The organism is Marinobacter sp. ATCH36 (assembly GCF_023555055.1).
Taxonomy (GTDB): Bacteria; Pseudomonadota; Gammaproteobacteria; order Pseudomonadales; family Oleiphilaceae; genus Marinobacter.
The window spans coordinates 1-12347 of record NZ_JAMJPL010000007.1; the positions used below are offsets into that span (position 1 = coordinate 1).

Consider the following 12347-nt stretch of genomic DNA (forward strand, 5'->3'; position numbering starts at 1 on the left):
CAAATAACAACCAATGACGCCAATAATTCAGGCATCGCTGGTATCCTTTAGCTTCTCACTCACACTGGTTCTTCCTGGAGCACGTCAGATCACCGGAAAACGGTGTTTCTGGATGGGCACTAACTAGGCGAAAACCGCCGAACGCTATGTTCAGTCTTCGAGATGGGTATGGAGGAGTGCAGGGGCCAAATTGGTTTGGGCCCCTGTGAATTTAAAGTTCTATGGAGGAACTGATCCGGATACTACATTAAAAGGCTTTTTCTACGCTGAACTGAGTAGCGGTTGGCGAATCCGATAACTCGAAAACGATTGCAAAGCCGTTGTCTGGCCTATCTTCATTGAGCGAAATGCCTAACTCCACACTCTCGCCAGCTTCTAGAACTCCTTCTCCTGGAGAGAGTGACGTCACCAGGGTTAATCCATTGAAGAATTCAGCTCCATCGATTTCAAAAGTCCGGTTCGATGTGTTGGTGATTGTTGCATAGAAGAAGCTCCCTGCCTTGACCTCCCCTGTTTCGTCATCGACTACGCGGATAGTAAGGCCTGAAACTTCAATGGCCTCTGAAAAAGAAGAGACAACTCTTAGCGTTACTTCGTCAATTGCAATGGTGTCTGGCACTTCGCCCATGATGTCAAATTGTCTGGCCGTAGAGCTGGTAGCATTACTTGTAAACTGTCCTGACACAGTGCCGCCTTGCGGTGAGTCCAATGTTAAATCACCACTGCCTGGTGTTAACTCGACCGCTGTCCCGTCCGCGATAACGCCATTCGCTTCATCGTTAGGCAGAACCGTAGCGGTTATGAGCGACTCGTCCGAAGCATTATCGAGAATAACGTTTGGAGTTGCCTGCAGTGTGAGAGCGCCGGGCTTGTTCGGGGCTGCAACAACATTCAATGGGCTCTCAACCTGGAAATCGCCAAGCTGAGCCGTAATTGTGCTCGCGCCCTCGGACAAAGCAGAAACAAGCCCCTTGCTGGGTACTACGTCGCTCACAGAAGCGACTGACGGCGCACTAGACTGCCAAGTTACTTGATCTGTTACATCTTTTGATGAGCCATCCGTATAGGTTGCGGATGATGTGAGTCGAGAAAGGCTGCCCTCGAAAATACTGGAATCTTCAGCTGATATGGTAATTAAGCTGAGAGCAGCCTCACCTACCGTTACCTTTGCGGTCGAAGTGATGCCATTGAGCTCCGCTGTTACCTCTGTCGAGTCAGTTGTAATGCCTTTTACGCTACCAGAGTTGCTGACAGTCGCTATGCCGTCATTGGCTGACGTCCATTGCACGTCCTCAGTCACGTCAATGACGACATCACCTTTGTATGTACCTTCCACCTGGATTGAATCAGTTTCACCCACTGCCAGTTCGACGCTCTGCTTCGAAAGCTGTAGAGAGAGCAGCTCGGGCGAGGAGATTGTGACGGTTGTTGCGCTACTTACACCATCCAGGCTTGCGGTGATAGTCACCGTTCCCTGTGCTTTACTTTCAATAAGGTTCGAAATGCTATCAGAAAATGCGGCTGTGTCAGCATCGGAAGATGTCCAGGAAACGGACGTGGATACGTCTTGCGAAGACCCATCGAGATAGATGACCTGTGCACTAACAGTGAGGTCGGTATAAAGTGGGATCTGACTGTTCGAGGGTGATAACTTTATCTCTTGGATGGTGTTCTCAACGAACTCCGCGGTTAACGTTCTGTTTTCCGATGCTTTGGCTTCTAGTGCTGGCTGATTCGAGATGGTGGACCCGTTTTCCTTCCATCCAACAAAAATGTAGCCCGAATTAGCTTCTGCCTTGAGCTTGAAAGTGCTCCCCTCCTGATATTCTCCCGCCCCGGTAACAGAACCTGCCATGTTGGGCATGACGGCTGTTTCGATTGAGAATTTTTCGACAGGGTCCGTAGTGGGGGTTGAGGAATCGTCACTTCCACCACCGCCCCCACAAGCGCTTAAGACGACAGAGAAAATAAAGTATAAAGCAATATTTAATACGACTATTGGCTTCTGCACAAAGCAACTCCTTGCTTTCAAGTTTTTTTATCCTGGTTACGATTTGCAAACGCTTATTCGCCGATGAGGACACATGTTCCGCTTATGGCCCGTAGCTCAAATGTCTCAGGTGCATCACGAAATTAGCGTATTAGAGGTTAAAATTGCAACAAGAATTAGTCGCCCAAGGCGACACACTCAAGAGATGCCTGCGGCGGAGCAACGTTGACCTTAAAAGGAATGGCTTCAGTCAGATATTTTAGGAAGGGGGTTGGGGGTGACTCCATCAGCGACACTCCGGCACACAAGTCCACCGCTTCGGCTGCTCCCTTCCGGGCCTGACCGGGTTCACGGTTTATCGTTGCGGAGGCACCAATGGAGCCACCATAACGGGCTTCGGGGCTAAATCCCTCAAAGCGGCGCGCATATTAGCAAAAGGGTCTGGGCACTACAATGGCAATGGCACTTCATCACAACGAAACCAGCAGGCGATGCTGTAACGGGTGCGATTGGCCGGCAGAACCTCGTGGGGAATCTCCTCGCTCATGAACAGGGCCATGCGCCCTTCAACGGGCAGCACCTTGCCACAAATCTCGTCCTCGTTTTCTCGATTGAACACCTGCAGAGCGCCGCCGTCGGCTTCCTGCCAATCTTCGTTCAGATACAGAACCAGGCTCACAACCCGGGAGGCCCTGCCCTGAAAACTGTCGACGTGGCGGCGGTAAAAATCCCCCTCGTGGTAGGTGGCATAATGGGCCTCAAACCTTTTAAGGCCCAGAAACAGGCGCTGGTTCAGCCCAACCCGGACCGACTCGAAGAAGGCAAACAGCTCCTCCTGCACCGGGGTCATGCCCTGGAGCCAGGCAATCTTGTCGCGGCGGACAGATCTGTCCCGAAGCAGGTCAGCACCCCGGCCTATGCGGGCTTTCGTGAGCGCTTCTGTTCTGTCCAGGGTCTGAACTTCATTACGCAGACCACTCAACAAATCCACACCCAGACGCGACGCCACGTTCTGGCTCATCCAGCCATGCTCGGTCAGGCCATCAGCAATCTCATCCAGCCATTGATCACTGACAACGGGCGCAACACTCTGGTTATTCATTGAACAATCTCCGGCAGGGACGATGGATTTTATGCCGGATTCTCGCCGTAAAGACAGTTTTAATTTACCCTGACTGTAAGGAAATGCCGTAACAGTCAGATCAGATCGTTCGACCACGCTAACAAGCAGTAACGAGGCAACAAGTGACACTGAAACCCGGGCACTGGTCCTTTACCCGCTGGGCAACCGTTGGACAACTGGAGGCTCTGGAAGTACACCATCCCCAATTCCACGCCCGCGTGTTTCTGCAGGGCGCCCACCTCACCCACTTTGCGCCTCTTGATGAGTCGAACTGGCTGTGGCTCAGTGACACCGCCTGCTTCCAGCCGGGCCGGGCCATTCGTGGTGGCATCCCCGTGTGCTGGCCCTGGTTTGGCGTTCCTGACAAGAATCCACCGGAAGTACGGAAGCGGATACTGACCGACGCCTCCCATGGCTTTGCTCGCACCGCGGTGTGGAAACTGGAAGATGTCCGCGAGACAGCCCAGGAAGTGGAAATCAGCCTGTCCCTGGACGCAAACGCCGATTTCGCCGATGCCTGGCAGGGGCGTGCGCTTTTGCTGATGACCTTCAATTTCTCGGCCGACGGCTGCCAACTGGTCCTGAGCACCACCAATCCGGGGTCAGAACCCCTCGCCTTCAGCCAGGCGCTTCATACCTACCTGCCTACAACGGACATCCAGCAGACCCGGATTGAAGGACTGGACAAGTGTGGCTACGTTGATTCCCTGCACGAGTGGAGCTATCACACCCAGCAGGGTCCGGTGCAATTTGAGGGTGAAACCGACCGCATCTATGAAAGTGGCGAGCCGCTGACTGTTTCGACCCCGGCGGGAAACCGCAAACTGACCATGATCGGCAGCGATTCCACGGTGGTATGGAACCCCGGGCCGGAAAAGGCGGCACGTTTGTCGGATTTTCCAGATGATGCCTGGCGGTCCATGCTGTGTGTCGAGAGCGCGAATGCGCTCAGTGATTATCGCGTTCTGAATGAAGGCCAAAGCCATACGCTTGGCGTTATGATTGGAAGAGTCTAAAACAACAGGGAGCCCACATGGGTCTGGCATCCTATCTGAAATCCAGGCTGCTACCGGCAGAGCTGGAAAGCCACATTGATCGCATACGTAAGCCGATTGGCACGCTCGGGTATGACCCCTGGGGCTACAACAACGAGGCCATGAAATACGGCCTGGCCCTTACCCGCCAGCTCTACGAAAAGTATTTCCGTGTCGAAGCCACCGGCGTAGAGAAGATTCCGGCTGAAAGCCCTGTACTCATCGTGCCCAATCACAGCGGGCAACTGCCGATTGATGGCCTGCTGATTGCCTATGCCCTGGCAACCCGGGAGAAAAACCCCCGCGTTCCACGGGCAATGATCGAGCGTTTCTTTCCCACCGTACCCTATCTCGGCAACCTGTTGAACGAATGTGGTGCCGTGCTCGGCGACCCGATCAATTGCGCAAAAATGCTGGCGAATGACGAGGCAGTGATTGTTTTCCCGGAGGGTGTGCGCGGCTCTGGAAAACTGTATCAGGACCGCTATCAGCTCAAACGATTCGGTAACGGCTTCATGCATCTGGCGATGAAGTACAAGGCGCCCATTGTGCCGGTAGGCGTGGTGGGCTGTGAGGAAACCATTCCTGCCATCGCCAACATCAAGCCCCTTGCTAAGCTGCTTGGCATCCCATACGCCCCACTGGCCGCGCCTGTGGTGTTGCCTGCCAAGGTGCACCTCAATTTTGGTGACCCGATGATATTCGACGACCTGGAAATCCCGGAAGAACAGATCACCGAACGGGTGGAACTTGTAAAAGCGGCAATCAGCGAACTGATCGATACCGGACTGAGCGAAAGGAAAAGGCTGTTCTGATGGGCGAACAACGCAGACCTCATATTCTTGTTACCGGTGCCGCCGGCGCCCTGGCGCAACAGGTAATCGACCGCCTGCGGGACAGTTGCGACCTGGTAGCAGTGGATTTCCGTGAGCAGGTTTATCTCGGTGATGATATTCCCAGCTACTGCATCGACTTCAACAAGCGCTCGTTCGAGGACCTGTTCCGGCGCTACAAATTCGATGGCGTTATTCACCTGGGCCGCATCATGTCCAGCCAGCTCACCCGCATGCGCCGCTATAACGCAAACGTACTGGGCACGCAAAAACTGCTGGACTTAAGCCACAAATACGGCATAAAACGGATCGTCGTGTTATCCACCTTCCACGTTTACGGCGCGGTTGCCTACAACCCGGCTCTGATTGATGAAGAAGCGCCCCTGAAAAGCGCCGGCCTGAGCGCGGACCTGATCGATTCGGTGGAACTGGAAAACCTGGCCAACATCTACCTCTGGCGGTATCCGGACCTGAACATCACCATACTGCGGCCCTGCAACATCGTTGGCCCCGGTGTGCGAAATTCCATCAGTACTCTGTTGGGTATGGAGCGGGCGCCGGTGCTGGCTGGCTTTTCACCGATAATGCAGTTCATCCACATCGACGATATGGCCGATGCCATCGTGCTGGCGTACAACAAACCCCAGCGAGGCGTTTTCAATGTCGCGCCGGAAGACTGGGTAGCGTATCAACATGCTCTCAAGCTCTGCGGCTGCCGGCCAATACCGATACCGTCCGTTCCGCCATTGCTGCCCAAAATGATATTGGGCACTCTGAAGCTACGAAGTTTTCCTTCGTACCTGATGGCATTTTTCAAGTATCCTGTCGTCATAGACGGCAGAGCATTCGCCCGGGAATTTGGATTCACTCCCCGGCGGCCGCTGAAAGAAATATTCCGGTTTTATCGTGAGAACAAAAAGCCGGTCTGAGTAATGGCACAAGACGCAGGACGCGAGCCATGTTGAACGATTTCAGCCTTATCAGTCATTCCGCAACAGCCATCGCCTATGGGCTGCTGGCGTTGGTTATTGCCACACGATACCTCAGGCGGGATACCGACCGCTCATTGCTGCTGGCGGCTGTTGTCACTGTTATCTGGGCCGGGTCACTGGTCACCCAGAGCCTGTGGGGCGAGCCCGGATTTTTCATCCGCTATCTGCTCGAACTGCTGCGAGACGCAGCCTGGATCACGGTGCTGTTTGCCCTGTTACGGGATTCTTTTCGCACAGCCAATCTTGTAGGCCGCCTGCGCAGGATCCTGGCGACCGCCACCATAGCCCTGATCGTCTTACTGCTAGGCTCCGGCGCGCTGGAATACGCCTTTGGGTACAGCCTTCTGGACGGCAAAACCAAGGTAGTGGGCCAGATCGCCGTCTCCCTGCTGGGCCTGTCCCTGGTTGAACAGATCTGGCGCAACTCGCTGTCGTTCGGCCGCTCCAGCATGAAGTATGTCTGCATCGCAGTCGCCACCCTGTTCGCCTTCGACTTCTTCATGTACGCGGATGCGCTGCTTTTCGGCCAGGTGGCGGAATCGTTCTGGAATGCCCGCGGCCTGGTTAACGCTGCGCTGGTCCCCCTGTTTGCGGTCAACGTTATCAACACCCGCAAGCAACCGGTGGACTTTCAACTCTCACGACAAGCGGTATTCCATGCCGGTACCCTGCTGATGGCCGGCGCCTACCTGCTGTTCCTGGCACTGGGCGGCTACTACGTGAAAACCCTCGGCGGTGACTGGGGCGAAGCCCTGCAGGTTCTTTTCCTCACAGTTGCGCTGGTGTTTCTGACCACTTTGCTCACCTCCCGGCGCGTAAGAGCCCGCCTGATGGTGTTCATCAGCCAGAACTTCTTCGACTACAAATACGACTACCGCGACGAATGGCTGAAAATGACCCGTGAAATGGCGGACCTCAGCGATAACCCACCACTCCCCGAGCGGGTAATCCGCATTCTCACCGGCCTGGTGGAGAGCAATGCCGGTGCCTTGTGGATCCGCGAAGACCGGGGGGATTTGATACTCAAGACCGCCGTCAACATGGTAACTCCGAAATACACAACGATCGATGGCAACTCGGAACTGGTTCGATTTTTCGGCGAGCGTGAATGGATTATCGACCTCCACGAGTACAAGAGCGACCCGGTACGCTACAACCTCCTGGAAATCCCCGACTCGATCTCGAAAATACCCGACGGCTGGCTGGTCATCCCTCTCTACCTGAGCAATGATCTTTACGGCATCGCCATGATCGGCAATCCTTACGCCCGGGTGGAGCTGAACTGGGAGAACTTCGACCTGATCAAGGTTGTGGCCCGGCAGACCTGTAACCTGCTGGCCCAGGCAGACGCCCAGAACCGGCTGTCGCGGGCGATGCAGTTTGAGGCCGTCAGCAAGGCCTCCGCGTTTATGGTGCACGACCTGAAAACGCTGATTGCGCAATTATCCCTGCTGGTCAAAAACGCTCCCAGGCACCGGGAAAACCCGGCCTTTATCGACGACATGATCAACACCACCGACCACGCCGTTCGCAAAATGTCCAACCTGGTGGACCATATCCGCAGACCAGCAGACGACACCATGGTGACCGAAGTGGTGGAGCTGACCGAGGTTGTCCGGCACCTTGCAGAACATTACTCTCGCCGTCAGCCGGCACCAAGAGTGGCTGGCGACTCCAGCAACATCCATATCAAAGCCGACCGGGAACAGCTCTACAGCATACTTGGCCACCTGATACAGAACGCCCAGGACGCCACGCCGGCGGATGGCGAGATAACCCTCACCCTCAAAAAGGCCAGAGGCAACGTGGTACTGTTCATTCAGGATACGGGCCAGGGAATGACCGAGGATTTTATCGAGTCCCAGCTGTTCAAACCCTTCGAGAGCACCAAGGGCCTCACCGGAATGGGCATTGGCGCTTACCAGGCACGGGAATTCGTACGCAACGTGGGTGGTAACATCGACGTCACCAGCGAACCCGGCCTGGGCTCGTGCTTTTCGATCCAGTTCCCGCTCGTCAAACCGGTCAAGGGCCAAGCGCCGGCTGAATTGGAGCCTGAACAGAATGCCAAATAATTGACGAAAACCAAATCAATCAAACACTATCATTGCAAAGTGTCAATGTTCGGTTAAGAATCAAGGGTAGAGGAATCCCCGCGAAACTTCACAATACAAAAAAGGATTTGTAGCCGTTGTGAGTAGACGACTTTTAATCGTAGAAGATGACCCGGGCCTGCAAAGCCAGATGCGCTGGTGCTTCAGCGAAGACCTGGAAGTAAACGTTGCCGCTGACAGGGAGACCGCTCTGGCGGCCCTGCGACGAAATGAGCCAGATGTAATCACCCTGGATCTGGGCCTGCCCCCGGACCCCGGCGGAGCGTCCGAAGGGTTCCTGTTGCTGGAAGAAATCCTGCGGCTGGCCCCCATGACCAAGGTCATTGTGGTGACCGGCCGTGAAGACAAAGAAAACGCCGTCAAAGCCATTGGCATGGGCGCCAGCGACTTTTACCAGAAGCCACTGGACGCCGAAATCCTCACCTTCGTGGTCAACCGCGCCTTCCGGCTTGCAGAACTGGAACGCGACAACCGCGAACTGGCCCGCCACCGCAACGGCACCAGCATCAAGGGCATTGTGGCTGCCAGCCCGCAGATGCTCACCATCTGCCGCACACTGGAAAAAGTCGCGCCCACGGACGTCACAACCCTGATTACCGGCGAGACAGGCACCGGCAAGGAACTGCTGGCACGCGCGCTTCACGACCTGAGCCACCGCGCTGACAATCCCTTTGCAGCGATCAACTGTGCCGCCATTCCGGAAAATCTTCTGGAGAGCGAGCTGTTCGGCTTTGAGAAAGGCTCCTTCACAGGCGCCACCCAGAGCAAAAAAGGCAAGATTGAAAGCGCCAATGGCGGCACCCTGTTCCTGGATGAGATCGGTGATATGCCCATGGCCCTGCAGGCCAAGCTGCTGCGGTTTTTACAGGAACGGGTGGTCGATCGTGTGGGCTCAGTGAAACCGGTTTCGGTGGACGTGCGGGTCGTGTGTGCCACCCACAGGGACGTTCAGGAACTCATCACCCAGGGCACCTTCCGCGAAGATCTTTATTATCGCATCAGCGAAATCACACTGGATGTACCAGCCCTGAGGGACCGGGAAGGCGACGCCCTGGTAGTCGCACAATCATTGTTGAAATCGCTGGGCAAACAGATGGACCGCCCCAACCTCGCCTACACGGAAGACGCGGTCAAAGCCATCAAGAGCTACCCCTGGCCTGGTAACGTGCGGGAAATGATCAACAAGGTGAAGCGGGCCACCATTATGGCGGACGGCAAGCGGGTAACCGCAGCTGATCTGCAGCTCAACTGCGATGAGGAAGGCCACGAGAGCCAACTCAACCTGCGCCAGGTGCGTGAAAATGCCGAGCGAGCAGCCATTATACAGGCACTCCAGTCCTGCAGTTTCAACATGGCCCAAGCTTCGCGCCTGCTAGGCATTACCCGGCCAACGCTTTACAACCTGACCGACAAATACCGAATAGAAACATCCTCTGAATCGTCGAGTGCCTGAGTAGCAGGCAGGGAATCCATAACAATACCCAGAAAGGAAAGGAACAGGGCTATGAAACCAGTGTTAGCAGTACGTGCCACCCTTCTCTCAGTTGCCATTTCACTGGCTCTCGCAGGTTGTGGCGGCAACGATAATGAAGAAATGAGTCAGGAGGAAATCCAGTATATCAGCCACCTGGACCAGTCTCGTTTCTTCCAGCGACAGGGTGAACTTAAAGCCAGTACGCTGGAGGCGCGTAGTGCGATCGAGATGCAGCCGGAGCGTATAGAGCCGTACCTTGTCATTATCAATAACCTGCTCACCGCTGGCGATGCCCGCAATGCCGAACGGCAGCTGGATCAATTGCTTTCGGACGTTGACGAACAGTCCATCAAGCAGCAGAACCTGAACGATGCAGCGCTGATTCGCGCCGAAGCCAAACTGATGCAGCAGGAGTATGAAGAAGCGCTGGCTGCCCTCGAAAAATTACAGGAGCCAGACCGTGTACACCAGCTCAAAGGTGAACTGATCAGGGGTGATGTGCATCTGGCAGCGGGCAACCTGGATGCAGCCTCGCAAGCCTACTCCGCCGCCCGAGACATTAATTCAAGCGAGGCGGAACCACTGATCGGGCTGTCGAAGGTGGCCTACCGCCAGGACAACCCGCAGCAGGGTGACGAGTATATTGCCGAGGCAGAAGCGCTGAACCCGGATAACGTCGAGCTTTGGCTATGGAAAGGCAGGCTGGCCCACGACGCGGGAGACTGGGCTGACGCGGAACAGGCATACGTCAACGCACTGGAGACCATTGGCCAGTACGACATAATGACCTACCAGAAGTTTGGAACCATGTCGGCGCTGATTGATGTGCTGCGGGAACAGGGCAAATCCTCGGAAGCCTTTGTCTACGAGGAAATCCTCGCCAAGTCTGCACCCGGCACCATCAGGAGCAATCTGATAGCAGCACAGGAGGCGTTCAACAACGGCGAACTGGATAACGCCGCACGCTACCTTGAGGAAGTACTCGCCCAGGCACCAAGCCAGGAGCAGGCCGCATTGATGCTGGGCATCATTCGCTATCGCCAGGGCCGCCCGCAAGACGCCGAAAGACTGCTGGCGCCGGTTGCAAATATCGGCGACTCGGAACAGGCAAGCAAGCTGCTTGCGGCTACCCGCCTCCAGATGCGCAACCCCGAAGGCGCGCGGGAAATCCTCGCCAATCTGGAAGACCAGGATTCAGACCCGGAAACCCTGGCGCTGGTAGGCATCGCCTCACTGGTCAGTGGCGACACCGAAAGCGGTGAACAGTTCATCGAAAAATCCCTGGAGCTGGCACCGGACAACAACAGCTTGCGGCTACGGTATGCGACGTATCTGGTGCGCACCGGCCAAACCGACAGAGCCATTGCACAGGCCGATCAGGTACTTGAGAACGACCCGGAATCCGAGCAGGCACGATTGCTGGTTGTTCAGGCCCACGTATCTGCCAACAACAACGACGCTGCGATCGCCGCTGCCTCCGACTGGGTAGAAGAACAGCCAGACAGTGTTTCCGCGCTGATTACCCGCGGCAATGTTGCTGCCAACGCTGAAAATATCGAAGAGGCGAAACAGTTTTACCAGAGAGCCGTGGACGCGGATAGCGAGAACCCTTCCGGGCTTAACGCCCTTGGCAATCTTGCGCGGATACGCAATGAAACAGACCAGGCAAAAGACTACTACCGCCGCGCCATCGAACTGTCCCCGGACAACCAACAGGCGCTACAGGGGATCTCTTCGGTAATGCCGCGAGAAGAACTGCTGCCCCTAATGGAAAAGATCCGTGAGCAAAACCCCGACGCGTACGGCCCCAGGTTGATATTGCTGGAATCGGCGCTGATCAACAACAACACTCAACGGGCCGATGAACTGACAGCAAGCCTGATGGAACGTGAAGACGAGTCCAACCCCGCCCCGGCGGAATCAGCGGTTGCCTCGGTCTATCACGGAATTGCCACCCAACTGGCCCAGCGGGACCGGCTGGAGCAGGCATCAGATGTGCTACGGAGGGGGCGTACACTCTTCCCGGAGAACGAGGAGATCGGCATTCAGGCAGCTGCGATTCAGTTCACCGAAGGCAATACCAAAGAGGCCCGCGACATCCTGCGAGACGTCAAACAACAACATCCCGCATCCGCAGCCCCCTTCAGCATAGAAGCCCGTTATTTTGAACAGCAGGAAGAGCATCAGGAGGCGGCAGAGCTCTATCAGCTTGCGCTTGAGAAGGAACGGACGGCAGAACTGGAAGTCGCCCATGCCCGAGCTCTCACCCGGTCTGGCCAGCGCACCGCAGCAATTGAATCCCTGGAAAACGCGCGTCAGGCATTTCCCCGCAATCCACAGGTGCTGATGAACCTGGCCATGATGCATCAGGAAAACGAGGCACCGGAAAAGGCGATACCGCCTTACGAGGAACTGCTTGAGGTAACCCCCAGAAACGTGGTCGCGCTCAACAACCTGGCGTGGATCTACCATCAGAAAGGCGATGACCGCGCCATGGAACTCGCCAGGCGAGCCTTTGAACTGAATTCCGAAAACGCCGCCATCGCTGACACTTACGGATGGATCTTGTTCAGGGCCGGACAAACGGAAGAAAGCCTGCCGGTTCTGGAAAAAGCCCACGAACTTCAGCCGGATTCCGAGGAGATTGCCATGCACTTAGCAGAGGCCTATCGCGCCAACGGCCGCGATGCGGATGCTAAACGGGTGTTGGAGAAGTTTGGGGGCCAGGGTTAGTAATGGCCTCCGATTGAATATACCCCTCGTTTAAAGCGAGGGGTTGCCCTGCTA

Annotated in this window: 8 protein-coding genes and 1 other RNA gene; 6 read left to right on the forward strand and 3 right to left on the reverse strand. The window is 55.7% G+C overall.

The window, feature by feature from the left end; translation table 11 throughout:
• Positions 1–247: 247 nt before the first annotated feature.
• The 3 genes from M8010_RS16990 to M8010_RS17000 all read right to left on the reverse strand — a co-directional run bounded on the left by M8010_RS16990 (position 248) and on the right by M8010_RS17000 (position 3092).
• A complete protein-coding gene (locus M8010_RS16990) occupies positions 248–2011 on the reverse strand; it encodes an Ig-like domain-containing protein (protein ID WP_250093910.1) in 1764 nt (587 codons plus the stop codon).
• 260 nt (positions 2012–2271) lie between these two features.
• An RNA gene (ffs, locus tag M8010_RS16995) (signal recognition particle sRNA small type) lies at positions 2272–2368 on the reverse strand.
• Positions 2369–2438: 70 nt separating this feature from the next.
• Positions 2439–3092: a 2OG-Fe(II) oxygenase gene (locus M8010_RS17000; protein ID WP_250093911.1), complete on the reverse strand. Its 654-nt coding sequence runs from the start codon at positions 3090–3092 to the stop codon at positions 2439–2441.
• 143 nt (positions 3093–3235) lie between these two features.
• Here M8010_RS17000 and M8010_RS17005 point away from each other — a divergent pair, with 143 nt between their 5' ends.
• The 6 genes from M8010_RS17005 to M8010_RS17030 all read left to right on the forward strand — a co-directional run bounded on the left by M8010_RS17005 (position 3236) and on the right by M8010_RS17030 (position 12293).
• Complete coding sequence (locus M8010_RS17005; RefSeq protein WP_502846231.1) at positions 3236–4129, forward strand: D-hexose-6-phosphate mutarotase; 894 nt, start codon at positions 3236–3238, stop codon at positions 4127–4129.
• A 17-nt stretch (positions 4130–4146) separates the two neighbouring features.
• Positions 4147–4962 (forward strand): lysophospholipid acyltransferase family protein, encoded by an 816-nt coding sequence (locus M8010_RS17010; RefSeq protein WP_250093912.1) that lies wholly within the window; start codon positions 4147–4149, stop codon positions 4960–4962.
• Positions 4962–5909 carry an SDR family oxidoreductase gene (locus tag M8010_RS17015; protein ID WP_250093913.1) on the forward strand — a complete coding sequence of 316 codons (948 nt, stop codon included), beginning with the start codon at positions 4962–4964 and terminating at the stop codon, positions 5907–5909. Before M8010_RS17010 ends, M8010_RS17015 begins: the two co-directional genes overlap by 1 nt.
• 29 nt (positions 5910–5938) lie before the next feature.
• The gene (gene prsK, locus M8010_RS17020) at positions 5939–8047 is read left to right on the forward strand and encodes an XrtA/PEP-CTERM system histidine kinase PrsK (RefSeq protein ID WP_250093914.1); all 2109 of its coding nucleotides are present in this window, start codon (positions 5939–5941) and stop codon (positions 8045–8047) included.
• A gap of 118 nt (positions 8048–8165) precedes the next feature.
• On the forward strand, positions 8166–9539 hold the full coding sequence (prsR, locus tag M8010_RS17025; protein ID WP_349666118.1) for a PEP-CTERM-box response regulator transcription factor: 1374 nt from the start codon (positions 8166–8168) through the stop codon (positions 9537–9539).
• Positions 9540–9590: 51 nt separating this feature from the next.
• Positions 9591–12293 carry a tetratricopeptide repeat protein gene (locus tag M8010_RS17030; RefSeq protein ID WP_250093915.1) on the forward strand — a complete coding sequence of 901 codons (2703 nt, stop codon included), beginning with the start codon at positions 9591–9593 and terminating at the stop codon, positions 12291–12293.
• Positions 12294–12347 lie beyond the last annotated feature (54 nt).